33 protein-coding genes are annotated in these 19,230 nt (G+C 61.0%); 31 read left to right on the forward strand and 2 right to left on the reverse strand.

Going from position 1 to position 19,230, the window contains the following annotated elements; translation table 11 throughout:
• The first annotated feature begins 31 nt into the window (after positions 1-31).
• From rpsJ to dsbD, 31 genes are all read left to right on the forward strand, one after another.
• Entirely contained in the window at positions 32-343 is a 312-nt protein-coding gene (gene rpsJ, locus BAMB_RS01380) for a 30S ribosomal protein S10 (RefSeq protein ID WP_004199280.1), read from the forward strand.
• A gap of 177 nt (positions 344-520) precedes the next feature.
• Positions 521-1,171 carry a 50S ribosomal protein L3 gene (gene rplC, locus BAMB_RS01385; RefSeq protein ID WP_006752926.1) on the forward strand — a complete coding sequence of 217 codons (651 nt, stop codon included), beginning with the start codon at positions 521-523 and terminating at the stop codon, positions 1,169-1,171.
• Complete coding sequence (rplD, locus tag BAMB_RS01390; RefSeq protein ID WP_006477192.1) at positions 1,171-1,791, forward strand: 50S ribosomal protein L4; 621 nt, start codon at positions 1,171-1,173, stop codon at positions 1,789-1,791. The genes rplC and rplD overlap by 1 nt, the downstream gene beginning before the upstream one ends.
• Positions 1,788-2,102: a 50S ribosomal protein L23 gene (rplW, locus tag BAMB_RS01395; RefSeq protein ID WP_004199275.1), complete on the forward strand. Its 315-nt coding sequence runs from the start codon at positions 1,788-1,790 to the stop codon at positions 2,100-2,102. Before rplD ends, rplW begins: the two co-directional genes overlap by 4 nt.
• A gap of 2 nt (positions 2,103-2,104) precedes the next feature.
• Positions 2,105-2,932: a 50S ribosomal protein L2 gene (gene rplB, locus BAMB_RS01400; RefSeq protein ID WP_006482900.1), complete on the forward strand. Its 828-nt coding sequence runs from the start codon at positions 2,105-2,107 to the stop codon at positions 2,930-2,932.
• 10 nt (positions 2,933-2,942) lie between these two features.
• Complete coding sequence (gene rpsS, locus BAMB_RS01405) at positions 2,943-3,218, forward strand: 30S ribosomal protein S19 (protein ID WP_004199273.1); 276 nt, start codon at positions 2,943-2,945, stop codon at positions 3,216-3,218.
• A gap of 12 nt (positions 3,219-3,230) precedes the next feature.
• Positions 3,231-3,560, forward strand: a complete 330-nt coding sequence (rplV, locus tag BAMB_RS01410) for a 50S ribosomal protein L22 (protein WP_004199272.1) — start codon at positions 3,231-3,233, stop codon at positions 3,558-3,560.
• Between the two features lie 11 nt (positions 3,561-3,571).
• Positions 3,572-4,372 (forward strand): 30S ribosomal protein S3, encoded by an 801-nt coding sequence (rpsC, locus tag BAMB_RS01415; protein WP_006482899.1) that lies wholly within the window; start codon positions 3,572-3,574, stop codon positions 4,370-4,372.
• A gap of 2 nt (positions 4,373-4,374) precedes the next feature.
• Positions 4,375-4,791 (forward strand): 50S ribosomal protein L16, encoded by a 417-nt coding sequence (gene rplP / locus BAMB_RS01420; RefSeq protein ID WP_006752927.1) that lies wholly within the window; start codon positions 4,375-4,377, stop codon positions 4,789-4,791.
• A gap of 9 nt (positions 4,792-4,800) precedes the next feature.
• Positions 4,801-4,995, forward strand: a complete 195-nt coding sequence (gene rpmC / locus BAMB_RS01425; RefSeq protein ID WP_006400652.1) for a 50S ribosomal protein L29 — start codon at positions 4,801-4,803, stop codon at positions 4,993-4,995.
• Entirely contained in the window at positions 4,992-5,264 is a 273-nt protein-coding gene (rpsQ, locus tag BAMB_RS01430) for a 30S ribosomal protein S17 (RefSeq protein WP_006752928.1), read from the forward strand. Before rpmC ends, rpsQ begins: the two co-directional genes overlap by 4 nt.
• Positions 5,265-5,574: 310 nt before the next feature.
• Positions 5,575-5,943, forward strand: a complete 369-nt coding sequence (gene rplN, locus BAMB_RS01435; RefSeq protein ID WP_006752929.1) for a 50S ribosomal protein L14 — start codon at positions 5,575-5,577, stop codon at positions 5,941-5,943.
• 9 nt (positions 5,944-5,952) lie between these two features.
• On the forward strand, positions 5,953-6,261 hold the full coding sequence (gene rplX / locus BAMB_RS01440; RefSeq protein WP_006477187.1) for a 50S ribosomal protein L24: 309 nt from the start codon (positions 5,953-5,955) through the stop codon (positions 6,259-6,261).
• Between the two features lie 16 nt (positions 6,262-6,277).
• Positions 6,278-6,817, forward strand: coding sequence for a 50S ribosomal protein L5 (gene rplE, locus BAMB_RS01445; RefSeq protein ID WP_006482882.1), 540 nt, complete (start codon positions 6,278-6,280; stop codon positions 6,815-6,817).
• 7 nt (positions 6,818-6,824) lie between these two features.
• On the forward strand, positions 6,825-7,130 hold the full coding sequence (gene rpsN, locus BAMB_RS01450) for a 30S ribosomal protein S14 (RefSeq protein WP_006482884.1): 306 nt from the start codon (positions 6,825-6,827) through the stop codon (positions 7,128-7,130).
• A 14-nt stretch (positions 7,131-7,144) separates the two neighbouring features.
• Positions 7,145-7,540: a 30S ribosomal protein S8 gene (gene rpsH / locus BAMB_RS01455; RefSeq protein ID WP_006477185.1), complete on the forward strand. Its 396-nt coding sequence runs from the start codon at positions 7,145-7,147 to the stop codon at positions 7,538-7,540.
• An 18-nt stretch (positions 7,541-7,558) separates the two neighbouring features.
• Positions 7,559-8,089, forward strand: a complete 531-nt coding sequence (gene rplF, locus BAMB_RS01460) for a 50S ribosomal protein L6 (RefSeq protein WP_006752930.1) — start codon at positions 7,559-7,561, stop codon at positions 8,087-8,089.
• 12 nt (positions 8,090-8,101) lie between these two features.
• The gene (rplR, locus tag BAMB_RS01465) at positions 8,102-8,467 is read left to right on the forward strand and encodes a 50S ribosomal protein L18 (protein WP_006477183.1); all 366 of its coding nucleotides are present in this window, start codon (positions 8,102-8,104) and stop codon (positions 8,465-8,467) included.
• Between the two features lie 14 nt (positions 8,468-8,481).
• Positions 8,482-9,000: a 30S ribosomal protein S5 gene (rpsE, locus tag BAMB_RS01470; protein WP_006752931.1), complete on the forward strand. Its 519-nt coding sequence runs from the start codon at positions 8,482-8,484 to the stop codon at positions 8,998-9,000.
• 15 nt (positions 9,001-9,015) lie between these two features.
• Entirely contained in the window at positions 9,016-9,198 is a 183-nt protein-coding gene (gene rpmD / locus BAMB_RS01475; protein ID WP_006400644.1) for a 50S ribosomal protein L30, read from the forward strand.
• A gap of 26 nt (positions 9,199-9,224) precedes the next feature.
• Positions 9,225-9,659, forward strand: a complete 435-nt coding sequence (gene rplO, locus BAMB_RS01480) for a 50S ribosomal protein L15 (RefSeq protein WP_006482880.1) — start codon at positions 9,225-9,227, stop codon at positions 9,657-9,659.
• A 42-nt stretch (positions 9,660-9,701) separates the two neighbouring features.
• Complete coding sequence (gene secY / locus BAMB_RS01485) at positions 9,702-11,051, forward strand: preprotein translocase subunit SecY (protein WP_011655761.1); 1,350 nt, start codon at positions 9,702-9,704, stop codon at positions 11,049-11,051.
• A 9-nt stretch (positions 11,052-11,060) separates the two neighbouring features.
• A complete protein-coding gene (infA, locus tag BAMB_RS01490; RefSeq protein WP_004521905.1) occupies positions 11,061-11,279 on the forward strand; it encodes a translation initiation factor IF-1 in 219 nt (72 codons plus the stop codon).
• Between the two features lie 20 nt (positions 11,280-11,299).
• Complete coding sequence (rpmJ, locus tag BAMB_RS01495) at positions 11,300-11,416, forward strand: 50S ribosomal protein L36 (protein WP_004199844.1); 117 nt, start codon at positions 11,300-11,302, stop codon at positions 11,414-11,416.
• A gap of 38 nt (positions 11,417-11,454) precedes the next feature.
• Entirely contained in the window at positions 11,455-11,820 is a 366-nt protein-coding gene (rpsM, locus tag BAMB_RS01500; RefSeq protein ID WP_006752933.1) for a 30S ribosomal protein S13, read from the forward strand.
• A 28-nt stretch (positions 11,821-11,848) separates the two neighbouring features.
• Positions 11,849-12,250, forward strand: coding sequence for a 30S ribosomal protein S11 (gene rpsK / locus BAMB_RS01505; RefSeq protein WP_004197937.1), 402 nt, complete (start codon positions 11,849-11,851; stop codon positions 12,248-12,250).
• 156 nt (positions 12,251-12,406) lie between these two features.
• A complete protein-coding gene (gene rpsD, locus BAMB_RS01510; protein ID WP_006752934.1) occupies positions 12,407-13,030 on the forward strand; it encodes a 30S ribosomal protein S4 in 624 nt (207 codons plus the stop codon).
• Between the two features lie 124 nt (positions 13,031-13,154).
• The gene (locus BAMB_RS01515; protein WP_006477176.1) at positions 13,155-14,132 is read left to right on the forward strand and encodes a DNA-directed RNA polymerase subunit alpha; all 978 of its coding nucleotides are present in this window, start codon (positions 13,155-13,157) and stop codon (positions 14,130-14,132) included.
• Between the two features lie 136 nt (positions 14,133-14,268).
• The gene (rplQ, locus tag BAMB_RS01520) at positions 14,269-14,664 is read left to right on the forward strand and encodes a 50S ribosomal protein L17 (RefSeq protein ID WP_006477175.1); all 396 of its coding nucleotides are present in this window, start codon (positions 14,269-14,271) and stop codon (positions 14,662-14,664) included.
• 200 nt (positions 14,665-14,864) lie between these two features.
• Complete coding sequence (cutA, locus tag BAMB_RS01525; RefSeq protein WP_011655763.1) at positions 14,865-15,191, forward strand: divalent-cation tolerance protein CutA; 327 nt, start codon at positions 14,865-14,867, stop codon at positions 15,189-15,191.
• Positions 15,184-17,019: a protein-disulfide reductase DsbD gene (dsbD, locus tag BAMB_RS01530; protein ID WP_011655764.1), complete on the forward strand. Its 1,836-nt coding sequence runs from the start codon at positions 15,184-15,186 to the stop codon at positions 17,017-17,019. The genes cutA and dsbD overlap by 8 nt, the downstream gene beginning before the upstream one ends.
• A 109-nt stretch (positions 17,020-17,128) precedes the next feature.
• On the opposite strand, the gene hemB is transcribed toward dsbD, so the two are convergent.
• Positions 17,129-18,127, reverse strand: coding sequence for a porphobilinogen synthase (hemB, locus tag BAMB_RS01535; protein WP_011655765.1), 999 nt, complete (start codon positions 18,125-18,127; stop codon positions 17,129-17,131).
• Positions 18,128-18,380: 253 nt separating this feature from the next.
• Entirely contained in the window at positions 18,381-19,040 is a 660-nt protein-coding gene (gene yihA, locus BAMB_RS01540; RefSeq protein ID WP_006752938.1) for a ribosome biogenesis GTP-binding protein YihA/YsxC, read from the reverse strand.
• Positions 19,041-19,230: the final 190 nt, after the last annotated feature.

The following is a 19,230-nucleotide window of genomic DNA, read 5'->3' on the forward strand; positions in this document are numbered from 1 at the left end:
AACATCGCCTCGCTCTTTTCAAGGAATCGTCATGCAGCAACAGAAAATCCGCATTCGCCTGAAGGCTTTCGACTACCGTTTGATCGATCAATCGGCTGCCGAGATCGTCGATACCGCGAAGCGGACTGGTGCAATCGTCCGTGGCCCGGTGCCGCTGCCGACGCGCATCCAGCGTTTTGACATCCTGCGTTCGCCGCACGTCAACAAGACGTCGCGCGATCAGCTCGAAATCCGTACCCACCAGCGCCTGATGGACATCGTCGATCCGACCGACAAGACGGTTGACGCGCTGATGAAGCTCGATCTGCCGGCTGGCGTCGACGTGGAAATCAAGCTGCAGTAAGGCTTTCAGCGCCAACCGGCTTGTCGGGTGGCGCTAAGTCTTTGATTGCTTGCGGAAATCGTGAAGTCGGGCTATAATGCTTGGCTTTTCGCGTATTCGCATAAAAAAGTTGGGCCTTGCGTGCCCGGCATTTTGTAAATCAGCCCCGACCAATCGCAGTCGGGAATGGAGAAAATGATGAGCCTTGGACTCGTAGGTCGCAAGGTTGGCATGACCCGTATCTTCACGGCTGAAGGGGATTCGATTCCCGTCACCGTGCTGGACGTGTCGGACAACCGCGTGACGCAGATCAAGACTGTTGAAACCGACGGCTACACGGCCGTGCAGGTTGCATTCGGCTCCCGCCGCGCATCGCGCGTGACGAAGCCGCTGGCAGGTCATCTCGCCAAAGCCGGTGTCGAAGCCGGTGAAATCCTCAAGGAATTCCGCATTGACGCGGCCAAGGCAGCCGAGCTGTCGAATGGCGCCGTGGTCGGTGCCGATCTTTTCGAAGTAGGCCAGAAGGTCGACGTGCAAGGCGTGTCGATCGGTAAGGGCTACGCCGGTACGATCAAGCGTTACAACTTCTCCTCCGGCCGTGCCACGCACGGTAACTCGCGCTCGCACAACGTGCCGGGCTCGATCGGTATGGCGCAGGATCCGGGTCGTGTTTTCCCGGGTAAGCGCATGACGGGTCACCTCGGTGACGTTACGGTGACGGTGCAGAACCTCGAAATCGCTCGTATCGACGCAGAGCGCAAGCTGCTGCTCGTCAAGGGCGCGATTCCGGGCGCGAAGGGCGGCAAGGTTTTCGTGACGCCGGCCGTCAAGACCAAGGGGGCGAAATAATGGAACTCAAGCTCCTGAACGAAAATGGTCAGGAAGGTGCAGTGGTCAACGCGTCGGACGTCGTGTTCGGTCGTGACTACAACGAAGCGCTGATCCACCAGGTCGTCGTCGCGTACCAGGCGAATGCTCGCCAGGGTAACCGCGCACAGAAGGACCGTGAGCAAGTCAAGCACACCACCAAGAAGCCGTGGCGTCAGAAGGGTACGGGCCGCGCTCGTGCCGGTATGTCGTCGAGCCCGCTGTGGCGTGGCGGTGGTCGCATCTTCCCGAACTCGCCGGAAGAAAACTTCTCGCACAAGGTCAACAAGAAGATGCATCGCGCAGGTCTCTGCTCGATCTTCTCGCAGCTGGCCCGTGAAGGCCGTCTGTCGGTCGTCGAGGACATCATCCTCGAAGCGCCGAAGACCAAGCTGCTGGCTGACAAATTCAAGACCATGGGTCTCGACTCCGTGCTGATCATTACGGATACGGTCGACGAGAACCTGTACCTGGCTTCGCGCAACCTGCCGCACGTGGCGATTGTCGAGCCGCGCTACGCTGACCCGCTGTCGCTGATCTACTTCAAGAAAGTGCTGGTCACGAAGGCTGCGGTCGCCCAGATCGAGGAGTTGCTGTCATGAGCGAGATTCGCAAAAACGATCATCGTTTGATGCAGGTCCTGCTCGCACCGGTGATCTCGGAAAAGGCGACGCTGGTTGCCGACAAGAACGAGCAAGTCGTGTTCGAAGTCGCACCGGATGCCACGAAGCAGGAAGTGAAGGCGGCTGTCGAGCTGCTGTTCAAGGTTGAAGTTGATTCGGTCAACGTGCTGGTCCAGAAGGGCAAGCAAAAGCGTTTCGGCCGTTCGATGGGTCGCCGCAAGGACGTGAAGAAGGCGTACGTTTGCCTGAAGCCCGGCCAGGAAATCAACTTTGAAGCGGAGGCCAAGTAATCATGGCAATCGTGAAAGTTAAACCGACTTCGCCGGGTCGCCGCGCGATGGTCAAGGTGGTCAACAAGAATCTGCACCAGGGCAAGCCGTTCGCGGCACTGCTCGACTCGCAGAGCTCGACCGCCGGCCGTAACAACAACGGCCGTATCACCACGCGTCACAAGGGTGGTGGTCACAAGCAGCACTATCGTATCGTCGATTTCCGTCGCACGAAGGATGGCATCCCGGCAAAGGTCGAGCGTCTCGAGTACGACCCGAACCGTAGCGCGAACATCGCGCTGGTGCTCTACGCAGACGGCGAGCGTCGCTACATCATCGCCCCGAAGGGCCTGACCGTCGGCCAACAGCTGATGTCGGGTTCGGAAGCGCCGATCCGTGCAGGCAACACGCTGCCGATCCGCAACATTCCGGTCGGTACGACGATCCACTGCATCGAGATGCTGCCGGGCAAGGGCGCGCAAATGGCGCGTTCGGCTGGCACGTCGGCCATGCTGCTGGCACGCGAAGGCGTCTACGCGCAGGTTCGTCTGCGTTCGGGCGAAATCCGCCGCGTGCACATCGAGTGCCGTGCAACGATCGGTGAAGTCGGCAACGAAGAGCATAGCCTGCGCCAGATCGGCAAGGCTGGCGCGAACCGCTGGCGCGGTATCCGCCCGACGGTGCGTGGCGTTGCGATGAACCCGGTTGATCACCCGCACGGTGGTGGTGAGGGCAAGACGGCTGCAGGTCGCGACCCGGTGAGCCCGTGGGGTACGCCGGCTAAGGGTTATCGCACCCGCAGCAACAAGCGCACGACGACGATGATCGTTCAGCGCCGTCACAAGCGTTAAGGAGTAGGCAATGGCACGTTCTGTAAAAAAAGGTCCGTTCTGCGACGCCCATTTGCTGAAGAAAGTTGAGGCGGCTGCAGCTTCGCGCGACAAAAAGCCGATCAAGACCTGGTCGCGTCGCTCGACGATTCTGCCGGATTTCATCGGCCTGACGATCGCTGTTCACAACGGCCGTCAACACGTTCCGGTGTACATCTCGGAAAACATGGTCGGCCACAAGCTTGGCGAGTTCGCACTGACCCGTACGTTCAAGGGTCACGCGGCCGACAAGAAGGCCAAGAAATAAGGGGCAATCAAGATGGAAGTGAAAGCAATTCATCGCGGTGCCCGCATCTCGGCGCAAAAAACGCGCCTTGTGGCTGACCAGATCCGCGGTTTGCCGGTCGACAAGGCGCTGAACGTCCTGACGTTCTCGCCGAAGAAGGCGGCTGGCATCGTGAAGAAGGTTGTGCTGTCGGCAATCGCGAATGCGGAGCACAACGAAGGCGCTGATATCGACGAGCTCAAGATCAAGAGCATCTACGTCGACAAGGCTGCATCGCTCAAGCGTTTCACCGCGCGCGCCAAGGGCCGCGGTAACCGCATCGAGAAGCAATCCTGTCACATCACTGTGACGGTCGGGAATTAAGGAGCCATACGATGGGACAGAAAATTCATCCGACTGGCTTCCGCCTGGCTGTCAGCCGCAATTGGGCTTCGCGTTGGTACGCGAACAACAACAATTTCGCGGCGATGCTGCAGGAAGACATCGGTGTTCGTGAGTACCTGAAGAAGAAGCTGAAGAACGCTTCGGTCGGTCGGGTTGTCATCGAGCGTCCGGCAAAGAACGCGCGCATCACGATTTACAGCTCGCGTCCGGGCGTCGTCATCGGCAAGAAGGGCGAGGATATCGAACAGCTGAAGACGGAGCTGCAACGCCGCATGGGCGTGCCGGTTCACGTCAACATCGAAGAGATCCGCAAGCCGGAAACCGATGCGCAACTGATCGCTGACTCGATCACGCAACAGCTCGAGCGCCGGATCATGTTCCGTCGCGCGATGAAGCGTGCGATGCAGAACGCGATGCGTCTGGGTGCCCAGGGCATCAAGATCATGAGCGCAGGCCGTCTGAACGGTATCGAAATCGCTCGTACGGAGTGGTATCGCGAAGGTCGCGTGCCCCTTCACACGCTGCGTGCCGATATCGACTACGCGACTTCGGAAGCGAAGACGACCTACGGCATCATCGGTGTCAAGGTTTGGGTATACAAGGGCGACACGCTCGGCCGCAACGATGCGCCGGTGGTCGAAGAAGTAGCCGAAGACAAGCGTCCGCGTCGCAATGCGCGTCCGGGCGACCGTCGTCCGCGCCGTGATGGCGAAGGCGGCGCTCCGGGTGCTCGCCGTGGCGCACCGCGCCGTGGCGCCGGCAAGCCCGAAGACGGCAAGACTGGAGAATAACGATGCTGCAACCGAAACGCAGAAAGTATCGTAAAGAGCAGAAGGGTCGTAACACCGGCAAGGCGACGCGCGGCAACGCAGTGTCGTTCGGTGATTTCGGCCTGAAGGCGATCGGTCGCGGTCGTTTGACCGCACGTCAAATTGAAGCGGCGCGTCGTGCAATGACGCGTCACATCAAGCGTGGCGGTCGTATCTGGATCCGGATCTTCCCGGACAAGCCGATTTCGCAGAAGCCGGCCGAAGTGCGTATGGGTAACGGTAAGGGTAACCCGGAGTACTACGTCGCAGAGATCCAGCCGGGCAAGATGCTCTATGAAATGGACGGCGTAACCGAAGAACTGGCACGCGAAGCGTTCCGTCTGGCTGCAGCCAAGCTGCCGCTGAAGACGGCATTCATCGTGCGCCAGCTCGGCGCCTAAGGAGAAAACATGAAGGCTTCCGAACTTCTCCAGAAAGACCAGGCCGCGCTCAACAAGGAGCTGGCGGACCTGCTGAAGGCGCAATTCGGCCTGCGCATGCAACTCGCGACCCAGCAGCTCACGAACACGAGCCAGCTGAAGAAGGTTCGTCGCGACATCGCACGTGTGCGGACCGTCATGACTCAGAAGGCGAACCAGAAATGAACGATAGCGTGAAAACCTCGCTGAAGCGGACGCTGGTCGGTCGGGTCGTCAGCAACAAGATGGACAAGACCGTCACCGTGCTGATCGAGCACCGCGTCAAGCACCCGATCTACGGCAAGTATGTCGTGCGCTCGAAGAAGTACCACGCGCATGATGAAGCGAACACCTGCAACGAAGGCGATCTCGTCGAAATCCAGGAAACCCGTCCTGTTTCGAAGACGAAGGCCTGGACGGTGTCGCGCCTCGTCGAAGCGGCTCGCGTGATCTAAGCGGGTCCGTGCAGTAGGCAGTAACAGGCACTTCTCCACGAAGTGCTTGAAATCGCAAAGTTTTTGCTTGCGTGACCAGGATTACTTGTTATAATCCTGGTCTTCCCTCTTTATGGGAGCCCCGTCGCGGGCGAAGTTGGTGGGGGAAGCGGACTGGCGCCAGCCTGTCCGAAAGATTCACCGAATTGCGATGGCGGGTTTCGTTTGCCGTCGCTGCTGTTCCAACCCAAGCAGCCGATTGGCTGACGGGACCAAGACTGACCGAATGCATCATGGTGGTGCATCCGGATTAAGTTGGGAAAGACAAACCATGATCCAGACCGAATCTCGGCTCGAAGTAGCCGACAACACGGGTGCGCGTGAAGTCATGTGCATCAAGGTGCTCGGCGGCTCGAAGCGTCGTTATGCCGGCATTGGCGACATCATCAAGGTGACCGTCAAAGAAGCAACGCCGCGCGGGCGCGTGAAGAAAGGCGAAATCTACAACGCCGTGGTGGTCCGCACCGCCAAGGGTGTTCGCCGTCAAGACGGCTCGCTGATCAAGTTCGACGGCAACGCCGCTGTGCTTTTGAATAACAAGCTTGAGCCGATCGGCACCCGCATTTTCGGGCCGGTGACGCGTGAGCTGCGTAGCGAACGATTCATGAAGATCGTTTCGCTGGCGCCGGAAGTGCTGTAAGGAGTCGCGATGAACAAGATTCGCAAAGGTGACGAAGTTATCGTCGTCACTGGTAAGGACAAGGGCAAGCGCGGCGTCGTGCTGGCTGTCGGTGCTGAACATGTGACGGTTGAAGGTATCAACCTCGTCAAGAAGCATGTGAAGCCGAACCCGATGAAGGGTACGACGGGCGGCGTGGAAGCGAAGACGATGCCCCTGCATATTTCGAACGTCGCACTGGTCGACGCGAATGGCAAGGCGTCGCGTGTTGGCATCAAGGTCGAGGAAGGCAAGAAAGTTCGCTTCCTGAAGACGACCGGTGCCGTACTGAGCGCCTGACGCAGCGGAGTAAAAAATGGCTCGTTTTCAAGAGTTTTACAAAGAAAAGGTTGTGCCCGGCCTGATCGAGAAGTTCGGTTACAAGTCGGTCATGGAAGTGCCGCGCATCACCAAGATCACGCTGAACATGGGTCTTGGCGAAGCGATCGCTGACAAGAAGATCATCGAGAACGCCGTTGGCGACCTCACGAAGATCGCCGGCCAGAAGCCGGTCGTCACGAAGGCACGCAAGGCAATCGCAGGCTTCAAGATCCGCCAAGGCTATCCGATTGGCGCGATGGTGACGCTGCGCGGCCGTGCGATGTACGAATTCCTCGACCGTTTCGTGACCGTCGCCCTGCCCCGCGTGCGTGACTTCCGCGGCGTGTCGGGTCGTGCTTTCGATGGCCGTGGCAACTACAACATCGGTGTGAAAGAGCAGATCATTTTCCCCGAAATCGACTACGACAAGATCGACGCACTGCGTGGGCTGAACATCAGCATCACGACCACTGCGAAGACCGACGACGAAGCAAAGGCACTGCTCGCCAGCTTCAAGTTCCCGTTCAGAAACTGAGGTTACCGTGGCTAAACTGGCACTGATCGAACGTGAAAAGAAGCGCGCCCGCCTGGTCGCGAAGTTCGCAGCAAAGCGCGAAGCGCTGAAGGCGATCGTCGAAGACCAAAGCAAGTCGGAAGAAGAGCGCTACGAAGCACGCCTGGAGCTGCAGCAACTGCCCCGCAACGCAAACCCGACCCGCCAGCGTAACCGCTGCGCGATCACGGGCCGTCCGCGTGGCACGTTCCGTAAATTCGGCCTCGCGCGTAACAAGATTCGTGAAATCGCATTCCGTGGCGAGATTCCTGGCCTGACCAAGGCGAGCTGGTAATAGGAGAAACGTAAATGAGCATGAGTGATCCTATCGCCGATATGCTGACTCGCATCCGCAACGCGCAGATGGTCGAGAAGGTATCGGTCGCGATGCCCTCGTCGAAGGTCAAGGTTGCAATCGCGCAAGTCCTGAAGGACGAAGGCTATATCGACGATTTCGCCGTCAAGGCGGAAGGTGCGAAGTCCGAACTGAATATCGCGCTGAAGTACTACGCAGGTCGCCCGGTCATCGAACGCCTCGAGCGCGTGTCGAAGCCTGGTCTGCGCGTGTACCGCGGCCGCAACGACATTCCCCAGGTCATGAACGGCCTGGGCGTGGCAATCGTGTCGACGCCGAAGGGCGTGATGACTGATCGCAAGGCGCGCGCTACCGGCGTCGGCGGCGAAGTCATCTGCTACGTCGCTTAAAGCCGAGGAGAGAGAAACATGTCTCGAGTAGGTAAAAGCCCGATCGCGCTGCAAGGCGCGGAAGTCAAGCTGGCCGACGGTGCAATCACCGTCAAGGGCCCGCTGGGCACCATCACGCAAGCGATCAATCCGCTCGTGAACGTGGCGAACAACGACGGCACGCTGAATCTGTCGCCGGTCGACGAAAGCCGCGAAGCAAATGCACTGTCGGGCACGATGCGCGCGATCATCGCGAATGCCGTGCAAGGCGTGACCAAGGGTTTCGAGCGCAAGCTGACGCTGGTTGGCGTCGGTTATCGTGCGCAGGCGCAAGGCGACAAGCTGAACCTGTCGCTGGGTTTCTCGCACCCGGTGGTGCACCAGATGCCGGAAGGCGTCAAGGCTGAAACCCCGACGCAAACCGAAATCGTGATCAAGGGGATCAACAAGCAACAAGTCGGTCAAGTAGCTGCGGAAGTTCGCGGTTACCGTCCGCCGGAGCCCTACAAGGGCAAGGGCGTGCGCTATTCCGACGAGGTTGTGATCCTCAAAGAAACGAAGAAGAAGTAAGGGTGCGCAATCATGGATAAGACTCAATCTCGCCTGCGCCGCGCTCGCCAGACGCGTATCAAGATCGCTGAGCTGCAGGTCGCGCGTCTCGCCGTGCATCGCACGAACACGCACATCTACGCTCAAGTGTTCTCGCCGTGCGGCACCAAGGTGCTCGCCAGCGCGTCGACGCTCGAAGCAGAAGTGCGCGCCGAACTGGCCGACAAGTCGGGCAAGGGTGGCAACGTTAATGCTGCGACGCTGATCGGCAAGCGTATTGCCGAGAAGGCAAAGGCCGCCGGCATCGAATCCGTCGCCTTCGACCGCTCGGGCTTCCGCTACCATGGCCGCGTCAAGGCGCTGGCTGAGGCAGCTCGCGAAGCTGGGCTCAAGTTCTAAGGAAGGAATTCGTCATGGCAAAGATGCAAGCGAAAGTTCAGGCTGACGAGCGCGACGACGGCCTTCGCGAAAAGATGATTTCGGTCAACCGCGTGACCAAGGTCGTGAAGGGTGGCCGTATTCTCGGCTTCGCCGCACTGACCGTGGTTGGCGACGGCGATGGCCGCATCGGTATGGGCAAGGGCAAGGCGAAGGAAGTGCCGGTCGCTGTCCAGAAGGCAATGGAACAAGCTCGCCGCAACATGTTCAAGGTGCCCCTCAAGAACGGCACGCTGCAGCACGAAGTGCACGGCAAGCATGGCGCATCCGCTGTCCTCCTCGCTCCGGCGAAGGCAGGTACGGGCGTGATCGCCGGCGGCCCGATGCGCGCAGTGTTCGACGTGATGGGCGTTCAGAACGTCGTGGCGAAGAGCCACGGTTCGACGAACCCGTACAACCTCGTTCGCGCCACGCTGGACGGTCTGCGCAAGCAGTCGACCCCGGCAGACATCGCGGCGAAGCGCGGCAAGTCCGTCGAAGATATTTTGGGCTAAGCCCGGGTGGTCACCATGTCTGAAAAAACTGTCAAGGTTCAGCTCGTTAAGAGCCTGATCGGGACCCGCGAATCGCACCGCGCGACCGTGCGTGGCCTGGGCCTGCGCCGACTCAACTCGGTTAGCGAGCTGCAGGACACGCCGGCGGTCCGCGGCATGATCAACAAGGTCTCGTACCTCGTTAAGGTCATCGCGTAAGCGGCCCTACGGATCAAGGAGTTGATATGGAATTGAATAACCTGAAGCCGGCCGCTGGCGCCAAGCACGCCAAGCGTCGCGTCGGCCGTGGCATCGGTTCGGGCCTCGGCAAGACGGCTGGCCGTGGTCACAAGGGTCAGAAATCGCGTTCGGGCGGCTTCCACAAAGTCGGTTTCGAAGGCGGTCAGATGCCGCTGCAACGTCGTCTGCCGAAGCGCGGTTTCACGTCGCTGACGAAGGAATTCGTCGGTGAAGTGCGCCTGGGCGACCTCGAGAAGCTGCCGGTCGATGAGATCGATCTGCTCGCACTGAAGCAAGCCGGCCTGGTCGGCGAGCTGACGAAGAGCGCAAAGATCATCGCGACGGGCGAACTGAAGCGCAAGATCGTCGTGAAGGGTCTCGGTGCCACCAAGGGTGCGCGCGCTGCGATCGAAGCGGCTGGCGGTTCGTTCGCCGAGTGACACGCGTAGCGCGTCGTTACTTGCATTCATCGGAGAAGGTACTTGGCTAACAGCCCGAGTCTTGCAAAACCCGGTCGAAGCACGGCGAAATTCGGCGATCTGCGTCGGCGAGCGATGTTCCTGCTCCTGGCGCTGATCGTCTATCGCATCGGCGCGCACATCCCCGTGCCGGGCATCGATCCGGATCAACTGGCGAAGCTGTTCCAGAGCCAGGCGGGCGGCATCCTGGGCATGTTCAACATGTTCTCGGGTGGTGCGCTTTCCCGCTTCACGATCTTTGCGCTGGGGATCATGCCGTACATCTCGGCGTCGATCATCATGCAGTTGCTGGCGATCGTCTCGCCGCAGCTCGAGGCGCTGAAGAAGGAAGGGCAGGCAGGGCAACGGAAGATCACGCAGTACACGCGGTATTTCACCGTGGTGCTCGCGACCTTCCAGGCGTTCGGTATCGCGGCTGCGCTGGAAAACCAGCCTGGCCTCGTGATCGACCCCGGCATGCTGTTCCGACTGACGACGGTTGTGACGTTGGTAACCGGCACGATGTTCCTGATGTGGCTGGGTGAGCAGATCACCGAGCGTGGTCTGGGCAACGGCATCTCGATCATCATCTTCGGCGGGATCGCAGCAGGGTTCCCGAATGCCGTCGGTGGGCTGTTCGAGCTGGTGCGTACGGGTTCGATGAGCATCATTTCGGCGATCATCATCGTCGTTCTGATTGCCGCGGTGACTTACCTGGTCGTGTTCATCGAACGCGGTCAGCGCAAGATCCTCGTGAACTACGCGAAGCGCCAGGTCGGCAACAAGATCTACGGTGGACAGTCGTCGCACTTGCCGCTGAAGCTGAACATGTCGGGCGTGATTCCGCCGATCTTCGCATCGTCGATCATCCTGTTTCCGGCCACGATTCTCGGCTGGTTCAGCACGGGTCAGCCGACGGGGAGCTGGATCTCCAACACGTTGCATAACGTCGCGGAGGCGCTGAAGCCGGGTCAGCCGGTCTATGTGCTGCTGTACACGCTGGCAATCGTGTTTTTCTGCTTCTTCTACACCGCACTGGTGTTCAACAGCAGGGAAACCGCGGACAACCTGAAGAAGAGCGGGGCGTTTGTTCCGGGTATTCGTCCGGGCGATCAGACCGCACGATACATCGACCGCATCCTCACGCGTCTGACGCTGGCTGGTGCGATCTACATCGTCTTCGTGTGTCTGCTGCCGGAATTCCTGGTGCTGCGCTGGAACGTGCCGTTTTATTTTGGTGGAACGTCGCTGCTGATCATTGTCGTCGTCACGATGGACTTCATGGCGCAGGTGCAGTCGTACGTTATGTCGCAACAGTATGAGTCGCTGCTCAAGAAGGCAAACTTCAAGGGCGGCAACATCCCAATGCGTTAATTCAGGACTATGGCCAAAGACGATGTAATCCAGATGCAGGGTGAGGTGATTGAAAACCTTCCGAATGCTACCTTCCGCGTGAAGCTGGAAAACGGCCATGTCGTGTTGGGGCATATCTCCGGGAAGATGCGGATGCACTACATCCGCATCCTGCCGGGCGACAAGGTCACGGTTGAATTGACGCCTTACGATCTGTCTCGTGCGCGGATCGTGTTCCGGGCGAAGTGATTTGAAAAAAGGGTATTATCATGAAAGTGATGGCATCGGTTAAGCGCATTTGCCGCAATTGCAAGATCATCAAGCGCAAAGGCGTCGTTCGCGTGATCTGCAGCTCGGATCCGCGCCACAAGCAGCGCCAAGGCTGACCGCGCGTTTGTTTGCGCTTTTTGTTTGAGGAAAAACAATGGCTCGTATCGCAGGGGTTAACATCCCGAATCACCAGCATACCGAGATCGGCCTGACGGCAATCTTCGGTATCGGCCGCACGCGCTCGCGCAGCATCTGCTCGGCAGCTGGCGTGGAATTCTCGAAGAAGGTCAAGGACCTGACCGACGCAGACCTCGAAAAGCTGCGTGAAGAAGTGGGCAAGTTCATCGTCGAAGGCGATCTGCGCCGTGAAGTGACGATGAACATCAAGCGCCTGATGGACCTCGGTTGCTACCGTGGCGTCCGTCATCGCAAGGGCCTGCCGATGCGCGGTCAGCGTACGCGTACGAACGCACGTACCCGTAAGGGCCCGCGTCGTGCAGCGCAAGCGCTGAAGAAGTAAGCGGAACTGACAGTTACAGGAAAACGTAATGGCTAAGGCTTCGAATACCGCGGCGCAACGCGTTCGCAAGAAGGTTAAGAAGAACGTCGCTGAAGGCGTGGTGCACGTTCACGCGTCGTTCAACAACACGATCATCACGATCACCGATCGCCAGGGCAATGCACTGGCATGGGCGACGTCGGGCGGCCAGGGCTTCAAGGGCTCGCGGAAGTCGACGCCGTTCGCTGCTCAGGTTGCTGCTGAGTCGGCCGGTCGCGTGGCGATGGAATACGGCGTGAAGAATCTGGAAGTGCGGATCAAGGGCCCTGGCCCGGGTCGTGAGTCGGCAGTGCGCGCACTGCATGGCCTCGGCATCAAGATCACCGCGATTTCGGATGTCACCCCGATTCCGCACAACGGCTGCCGTCCGCCGAAGCGCCGTCGTATCTAAGAATGCTGCTGGCACGTTCGTGCTGGCGCATTTGCCTGTCGCCGCGTAGCGTCGACGGGCGTTGCTTTTTTGATTGACTAAGCCCACCGTTCGCCCCAAAGGGCGCGAACTAGCGCGGATTGCGATCCGCGTGACTGATTGATAAAGGAATGCAACGTGGCACGTTATATCGGCCCCAAGGCCAAGCTGTCCCGCCGTGAAGGCACCGACCTGTTCCTGAAGAGCGCGCGCCGCTCGCTCGCCGACAAGTGCAAGCTCGACAGCAAGCCGGGTCAGCACGGCCGTACCTCGGGCGCACGTACGTCCGACTATGGTACGCAGCTGCGCGAAAAGCAGAAGGTCAAGCGTATTTACGGCGTGCTGGAGCGTCAGTTCCGCCGCTACTTCGCTGAAGCCGACCGCCGCAAGGGCAACACGGGTGAAAACCTGCTGCAACTGCTCGAGTCGCGTCTCGACAACGTCGTGTATCGCATGGGCTTCGGCTCGACCCGCGCTGAAGCGCGTCAGCTGGTGAGCCACAAGTCGATCACCGTGAACGGCGTCGTCGCGAACGTGCCGTCGCAGCAAGTGAAGGCGGGTGACATCGTCGCGATCCGCGAAAAGGCGAAGAAGCAGGCGCGTATCGTCGAAGCGCTGTCGCTGGCCGAGCAAGGCGGCATGCCGAGCTGGGTTGCAGTCGATGCGAAGAAGTTCGAAGGCACGTTCAAGCAAATGCCGGAACGCGCTGACATCGCAGGCGACATCAACGAAAGCCTGATCGTCGAATTGTATTCGCGTTAATCCGATTGACGGCCGAGGTACCCCGATTGCGTTTCGCAAGGGGGGGCCTCGGCTGTTTATTTTCTGGTTGTTACCGGTCAGCCTTATCGGTGTAACGAGCCGAGGGTATTGAAAAGGAAAGCCCATGCAAACCAGTTTGCTGAAACCCAAGATCATCGCCGTGGAATCGCTTGGCGAGAACCACGCGAGGGTGGTCATGGAACCGTTCGAACGCGGTTACGGCCACACCTTGGGCAATGCGCTTCGCCGCGTGCTGCTGTCGTCGATGGTTGGCTACGCGCCGACCGAAGTCACGATCGCGGGCGTGGTGCACGAGTACTCGACGCTTGATGGCGTGCAAGAGGACGTCGTCAACCTGCTGCTGAACCTGAAGGGTGTGGTGTTCAAGCTGCACAACCGTGACGAAGTGACGGTTACCCTGCGCAAGGAAGGCGAAGGCGTCGTGACGGCCGGCGATATCGAGCTGGCGCACGATTGCGAAGTCATCAACCCGAATCACGTGATCGCACACCTGTCGAAGGGCGGCAAGCTCGACGTTCAGATCAAGATCGAAAAGGGTCGCGGCTACGTGCCCGGCAACGTCCGTCGCTACGGCGAAGACACGGCCAAGATCATCGGCCGCATCGTCCTCGACGCATCGTTCTCGCCGGTTCGCCGCGTGAGCTATGCCGTTGAAAGCGCACGTGTCGAGCAGCGTACCGACCTCGACAAGCTCGTGATGAACATCGAGACGAGCGGCGTGATCACCCCGGAAGAGGCGATCCGTCAATCGGCCCGCATCCTGGTCGACCAGCTGTCCGTGTTCGCGGCACTGGAAGGCACGGAAACGGCTGCCGAAGCACCGTCGCGCGCGCCGCAGATCGATCCGATCCTGCTGCGTCCGGTGGATGATCTCGAATTGACGGTTCGTTCGGCGAACTGTCTGAAGGCCGAGAACATCTACTACATCGGCGACCTGATCCAGCGCACGGAAAACGAGCTGCTGAAGACGCCGAACCTCGGTCGCAAGTCGCTCAACGAGATCAAGGAAGTGCTCGCTTCGCGCGGTCTCACGCTGGGCATGAAGCTCGAAAACTGGCCGCCGGCTGGTCTCGACAAGTAAGCCCGGTTGTTGCTGTAGTTGGCAAAGATGCGGATTTTCCTTTAAAATCCGCATCTTGCTTTTTTCGTTACCGGCCCGTGCACCCCTGCGGTGCGATAGAAGAGCTGGATCAAAACTTTGAATCAAGGAAACTGAAATGCGCCATCGTCATGGTCTGCGGAAACTGAACCGCACGAGCAGCCACCGTCTGGCTATGCTCCGTAACATGTCCAACTCGCTGATCGAGCACGAAGTCATCAAGACGACGCTGCCGAAGGCGAAGGAACTCCGTAAAGTCGTCGAGCCGCTGATCACGCTCGGCAAGAAGCCGTCGCTGGCAAACCGTCGTCTGGCGTTCAACCGCCTGCGCGATCGTGACTCGGTGGCGAAGCTGTTCGACGTGCTCGGTCCGCGTTTCGCGAACCGTCCGGGCGGCTACCTGCGCGTGCTGAAGTTCGGCTTCCGCGTTGGCGACAACGCACCGATGGCACTGGTCGAGCTGCTCGATCGTCCGGAAGTCGACGAAACGGAAAACGTGCAAGAAGCTGAGTAAGCTTCCGGTACGCAGCAGTATCTGAAAGGGGCCGAGCAATTGCTTGGCCCTTTTTGTTTTTGGCGGCCGACCCGCTGCGATCGATTGTCGCAGCCTCGTGCCGGCAGCGTCGCGCGCGCTGCGCTACGATACGGGACGGTCGGCGCGGGTACTCGCGCGATCGCGGGCGGCGAAAGCCGGTAAACCAGCCAGGAGGGCGTATGGTGGTGGTGTTGATGCTGACGACGGTGCCGGATGCGGCGACGGCCGCAGCGCTCGCCGACGGTGCGCTCGACGCGCGGCTGGCCGCGTGCGTGTCGGAGCTCGGTGCGATCAAGTCGCGCTATCACTGGCAGGGAAAGGTCGAAACGGCCGACGAGATCCAGTTGCTGTTCAAGACGAGCCCCGTGCGCTCGCTCGAACTGGAGCGATTTATTCTCGCGCATCATCCGTACGAGACGCCGGAAATCGTCTCGTGGCAGGCGACGGCCTCGGCCGGGTACGGCCAGTGGGTGACCAGCGAAACTCAACGTCTATTTCATGTTTAACGGTATGGCGCTTTCCGTGCGCATGCGCGCACCGCGATTCCTCGCGATCCTGTTGTCGTTCATTTTCGTGCTGGGCTGCCTGTCGGTCGCGCGTGCGGCCGACGATTTTCTCGATCCGTCGGTGGCGTTCAAGTTCAGCGCGAGTGAATCGCCGGGGCAGGTGGACGTCCGCTTCAAGGTCGCCAACGGCTACTACCTGTACCGCGAGCGGTTCGCGTTCGCGGTGAAGAGCGGACAGGCGACGCTCGGCGCCCCGACATTCCCGCCCGGACATGTGAAGTTCGACCAGACGTTCCAGAAGGAAGTCGAGACCTATCGCGACGAAGTCGTGATTCACGTGCCGGTCAAGCAGGCAGCGGGGCCGTTCGAGCTCGCGGTGACGTCGCAGGGGTGTGCCGACGAAGGGATCTGCTATCCGCCTGCCGAGCATGTCGTGAAGGTCGACGGCGCGGCGCTGGGCGCGACCGCGCCGGCCGATGGCGCGACGGCTTCGGGCAGCTGGTTCGACAAGGTCACGAGCGCGGATTTCGCGCAGTCGCTGCTCGAGGGGCACGGCTTCTTCACGATCGTCGCGCTGTATTTCGTCGCGGGCGTCGTGCTGAGTCTGCTGCCCTGCTCGTATCCGATGATTCCGATCGTATCCGCGATCATCATCGGTCAGGGCACGCGCGCGACGCATGCGCGCGGCTTTGCGCTGTCGCTCACCTACGTGGTCGGCATGGCGCTCGTTTATACGGTGCTTGGCATCGCGGCGGCGCTGGTCGGCCAGAGCCTCGGTGCGTGGCTGCAGAATCCGTGGGTGCTCGGCGCGTTCGGTCTGATTCTTACCGCCTTCGCGGTATCGCTGATTTCGGGCAAGGACATCGCGCTGCCCGAGCGCTGGCAAAACGGCGCGGCCGAAGCATCGAGCGCGCGCCAGGGCGGTCACTTCATCGCGGTCGCCGCGATGGGCGCGTTGTCGGCGCTGGTCGTCGGCGCATGCATGACGGCGCCGCTCTTTGCGGTGCTCGCGTTCATCGCGCATACCGGCAATGCGTTGCTCGGCGGCGCCGCGCTGTTCGCGATGGGGCTGGGGCTCGGCGTGCCGCTGCTCGTGGTCGGCATCGGTGCGGGTACGGTGCTGCCGCGCGCGGGCGCCTGGATGGACAGCGTCAAGGTGTTCTTCGGCATCGTGCTGCTCGCCGCCGCGCTGTGGATCGTGTGGCCGGTGCTCGCGGGCGGTCTGAAGATGGTCCTCGCCGCGTTGTGGCTGCTGGTTGCCGCCGCGGCGCTCGGCCTGTTCACGCCGCATGCCGGCGCCGCGTCGATCTGGCGCCGTCTCGGCCGCGGTCTCGGTGCGGCGCTCGCGATCTGGGCTGCGACGCTGCTCGTCGGTCTCGCTGCTGGTTCCAACGACCCGGTGAAGCCGCTGGCCGTTCTTGCGGCGCGCACGGTTGCGTCGGGCGATGCACCGGCGGCCGCACAGCAGGGGCCTGCGTTCGCATCGGTGCGCTCCAGTGGCGAACTCGACACGCTGCTGAAGACCTCGGGTCGGCCCGTGATGCTCGATTTCTACGCCGACTGGTGCGTGAGCTGCAAGGAGATGGAGCATCTGACGTTCACGGATTCGCGCGTGCAGGCGCGGCTCGCGCAGCTTCATCTGGTGCGAGCGGACGTCACCGCGAACAATCCGGACGACCAGGCGCTGCTCAAGCGCTTCAACCTGTTCGGGCCGCCGGGCATCATCTTCTTCGATCGCAACGGCCACGAAATCGGCCGCGTGGTCGGCTATCAGGCGGCCGACACATTCCTGCGCAGCCTCGATCGCGCAGCGGTACCGACGGTGTAACGCGCTCGTCCGCGTGCACCGGCGACCTTTGCGTCGACCGGACTACCAATGAAAACGGTGGGACACCGAAGTGTCCCGCCGTTTTTCATTGTGCCTGCCGGCGCGCGGCTCAGCGCTGCGCTTTCAGCAGACGCGCGGCATCGAGCGCGAAGTACGTGAGCACGCCATCGGCGCCCGCGCGCTTGAACGCGAGCAGCGATTCGAGCACGACCTTGTCGTGATCGAGCCAGCCGTTCATCGCGGCGGCCTTCAGCATCGCGTATTCGCCGCTCACCTGATACACGTAGGTCGGGAAGCGGAACTCGTCCTTCACGCGGCGCACGATGTCGAGATACGGCATGCCGGGCTTGACCATCACCATGTCGGCGCCTTCGTCGATGTCGAGGCGGACTTCGCGCAGCGCTTCGTCGCTGTTCGCCGGATCCATCTGGTAGGTCATCTTGTTGCCCTTGCCCAGGTTGGACGCCGAGCCGACCGCATCGCGGAACGGGCCGTAGAACGCCGACGCGAACTTGGCCGAGTAGGCCATGATGCGCGTATGGATGTGGCCGTCGCTTTCCAGCATTTCGCGGACCGCGCCGATGCGGCCGTCCATCATGTCCGACGGCGCGACGATATCGACTCCGGCTTCCGCCTGCGCGCGCGCCTGGTCGACGAGGATCTCGATCGTGTCGTCGTTGATCACGTAGCCGTTTTCGTCGAGCACGCCGTCCTGGCCGTGGCTCGTGTACGGATCGAGCGCGACGTCGGTCAGCACGCCGAGTTCGGGGAAGCGCTTCTTCAGCTCGCGCACCGCGCGCGGGATCAGGCCTTCCGGATTGGCCGCTTCGCGGCCGTCGGGCGTTTTCAGCGACGGCTCGATGGCCGGGAACAGCGACAGCACGGGCACACCGAGTTCGACGCACTGCTCGGCAACCTGCATCAGCAGATCGACCGACACGCGTTCGACGCCGGGCATCGACGGTATGGGCTGGCGTTCGTTGGTGCCTTCGACGACGAACACCGGATAGATCAGGTCGTCGGTGGTCAGGCGGTTTTCGCGCATCAGGCGGCGGGAGAAGTCGTCGCGGCGCATCCGGCGCGGACGATGAAGCGGATGGAAGCTCATGGCGATTTGGCAGAAATCAGGGCAAGAAGAACCTTACGGAACCCTTAGGTCATTTTCGAGACCGTTGGTATATGATAGCGATCGAGCGGCACGCGTCGCGTGTTGCTCCCCGCTTCTCCTCCCTGAGCGGGTGCCTGTCGTTATTCGATTAGGCTGTTTGACCCGCCGTTCGACGGCGGGTTTTTTTATGAGCCGGCCGAATCCGCAGGTGCCGTCAGGTGCGCACAGCCAATCCTGGCCGCGCGTTGCCCGCTCATTGTGCTACAGGCTCGCTTTTTTCGTCGGCGACGGACGGTCGCAGCCAGCTCTCGATCAGTTCGTGCGCCTCATCCAGCCCGGTGCGCTTCAGCGCCGAGAACAGCTGGACGGTCAGCTTGCCCTTCACACCCTGGTCGCGGTACGCGTCGAGCCCCTTTTGCGTGTTACGCAGCGCATTGATGCTTTCCTGTCGCGTCAATTTGTCGCACTTCGTCAGCAGCGTGTGGATCGGCTTGCCGGTCGGCACAAACCACTCGATCATCCGGCGGTCGAGATCGGTCAGCGGGCGGCGCGAATCCATCATCAGGATCAGGCCGCACAGCTGCGAACGGGTCGCGAGGTACGACGACAGCAGCATTTCCCAATGGGCCTTCGCGGCTCCCGGCACTTCCGCATAGCCATAGCCGGGCAGGTCGACGAGGTTCGCAACGGGCTCGGCGGCCGGGCCGACGGAGAAGTAGTTGATGTGCTGCGTGCGGCCGGGCGTCTTCGACGCGAAGGCGAGCCGCTTCTGGTTGCACAGCACGTTGATCGCCGTCGATTTGCCGGCATTCGAGCGGCCCGCGAACGCGATTTCCGGCTGGACCGTCGGCGGCAGGTCGCGCAGATGATTGACGGTCGTATAGAAGCGGGCTTGATGGAGCAAAAAGGCCATGGGGAACCGGTGGGACGGGGCGGCGCGAGCCGCTGGGGTGGAGGCGGGGTAGCCCCGATAGGCGCGGGAGCTTTCAGCGCGATATTGTACAATATGCCGGTTTTGCCGAAGAGTTGCGGGCGCCTGCCTCGCGCTTTTATGTAGCTTCTGCGGTAGACTGGTCGACGTCGTTTTTTGCAGAACCTCAAAT

It is taken from the genome of Burkholderia ambifaria AMMD (genome assembly GCF_000203915.1).
Lineage (GTDB): Bacteria > Pseudomonadota > Gammaproteobacteria > Burkholderiales > Burkholderiaceae > Burkholderia > Burkholderia ambifaria.

What these genes read in the sequence shown, in the direction of transcription:
- rplQ (WP_006477175.1), top strand. Translation starts at nt 14,269, where the DNA reads ATGCGCCATCGTCATGGTCTGCGGAAACTGAACCGCACGAGCAGCCAC.
- cutA (WP_011655763.1), top strand. Translation starts at nt 14,865, where the DNA reads ATGGTGGTGGTGTTGATGCTGACGACGGTGCCGGATGCGGCGACGGCC.
- rpsS (WP_004199273.1), top strand. Translation starts at nt 2,943, where the DNA reads ATGGCACGTTCTGTAAAAAAAGGTCCGTTCTGCGACGCCCATTTGCTG.
- rplR (WP_006477183.1), top strand. Translation starts at nt 8,102, where the DNA reads ATGGATAAGACTCAATCTCGCCTGCGCCGCGCTCGCCAGACGCGTATC.
- rpsQ (WP_006752928.1), top strand. Translation starts at nt 4,992, where the DNA reads ATGAACGATAGCGTGAAAACCTCGCTGAAGCGGACGCTGGTCGGTCGG.
- rplE (WP_006482882.1), top strand. Translation starts at nt 6,278, where the DNA reads ATGGCTCGTTTTCAAGAGTTTTACAAAGAAAAGGTTGTGCCCGGCCTG.
- rpsH (WP_006477185.1), top strand. Translation starts at nt 7,145, where the DNA reads ATGAGCATGAGTGATCCTATCGCCGATATGCTGACTCGCATCCGCAAC.
- rplN (WP_006752929.1), top strand. Translation starts at nt 5,575, where the DNA reads ATGATCCAGACCGAATCTCGGCTCGAAGTAGCCGACAACACGGGTGCG.
- rpsC (WP_006482899.1), top strand. Translation starts at nt 3,572, where the DNA reads ATGGGACAGAAAATTCATCCGACTGGCTTCCGCCTGGCTGTCAGCCGC.
- rplB (WP_006482900.1), top strand. Translation starts at nt 2,105, where the DNA reads ATGGCAATCGTGAAAGTTAAACCGACTTCGCCGGGTCGCCGCGCGATG.
- rplW (WP_004199275.1), top strand. Translation starts at nt 1,788, where the DNA reads ATGAGCGAGATTCGCAAAAACGATCATCGTTTGATGCAGGTCCTGCTC.
- rplD (WP_006477192.1), top strand. Translation starts at nt 1,171, where the DNA reads ATGGAACTCAAGCTCCTGAACGAAAATGGTCAGGAAGGTGCAGTGGTC.
- rpmD (WP_006400644.1), top strand. Translation starts at nt 9,016, where the DNA reads ATGTCTGAAAAAACTGTCAAGGTTCAGCTCGTTAAGAGCCTGATCGGG.
- rplP (WP_006752927.1), top strand. Translation starts at nt 4,375, where the DNA reads ATGCTGCAACCGAAACGCAGAAAGTATCGTAAAGAGCAGAAGGGTCGT.
- dsbD (WP_011655764.1), top strand. Translation starts at nt 15,184, where the DNA reads ATGTTTAACGGTATGGCGCTTTCCGTGCGCATGCGCGCACCGCGATTC.
- rplF (WP_006752930.1), top strand. Translation starts at nt 7,559, where the DNA reads ATGTCTCGAGTAGGTAAAAGCCCGATCGCGCTGCAAGGCGCGGAAGTC.
- rplO (WP_006482880.1), top strand. Translation starts at nt 9,225, where the DNA reads ATGGAATTGAATAACCTGAAGCCGGCCGCTGGCGCCAAGCACGCCAAG.
- rpsM (WP_006752933.1), top strand. Translation starts at nt 11,455, where the DNA reads ATGGCTCGTATCGCAGGGGTTAACATCCCGAATCACCAGCATACCGAG.
- rpmJ (WP_004199844.1), top strand. Translation starts at nt 11,300, where the DNA reads ATGAAAGTGATGGCATCGGTTAAGCGCATTTGCCGCAATTGCAAGATC.
- hemB (WP_011655765.1), bottom strand. Translation starts at nt 18,127, where the DNA reads ATGAGCTTCCATCCGCTTCATCGTCCGCGCCGGATGCGCCGCGACGAC.
- rplV (WP_004199272.1), top strand. Translation starts at nt 3,231, where the DNA reads ATGGAAGTGAAAGCAATTCATCGCGGTGCCCGCATCTCGGCGCAAAAA.
- rplX (WP_006477187.1), top strand. Translation starts at nt 5,953, where the DNA reads ATGAACAAGATTCGCAAAGGTGACGAAGTTATCGTCGTCACTGGTAAG.
- rpsE (WP_006752931.1), top strand. Translation starts at nt 8,482, where the DNA reads ATGGCAAAGATGCAAGCGAAAGTTCAGGCTGACGAGCGCGACGACGGC.
- rpsK (WP_004197937.1), top strand. Translation starts at nt 11,849, where the DNA reads ATGGCTAAGGCTTCGAATACCGCGGCGCAACGCGTTCGCAAGAAGGTT.
- yihA (WP_006752938.1), bottom strand. Translation starts at nt 19,040, where the DNA reads ATGGCCTTTTTGCTCCATCAAGCCCGCTTCTATACGACCGTCAATCAT.
- rpsJ (WP_004199280.1), top strand. Translation starts at nt 32, where the DNA reads ATGCAGCAACAGAAAATCCGCATTCGCCTGAAGGCTTTCGACTACCGT.
- BAMB_RS01515 (WP_006477176.1), top strand. Translation starts at nt 13,155, where the DNA reads ATGCAAACCAGTTTGCTGAAACCCAAGATCATCGCCGTGGAATCGCTT.
- rpmC (WP_006400652.1), top strand. Translation starts at nt 4,801, where the DNA reads ATGAAGGCTTCCGAACTTCTCCAGAAAGACCAGGCCGCGCTCAACAAG.
- infA (WP_004521905.1), top strand. Translation starts at nt 11,061, where the DNA reads ATGGCCAAAGACGATGTAATCCAGATGCAGGGTGAGGTGATTGAAAAC.
- rplC (WP_006752926.1), top strand. Translation starts at nt 521, where the DNA reads ATGAGCCTTGGACTCGTAGGTCGCAAGGTTGGCATGACCCGTATCTTC.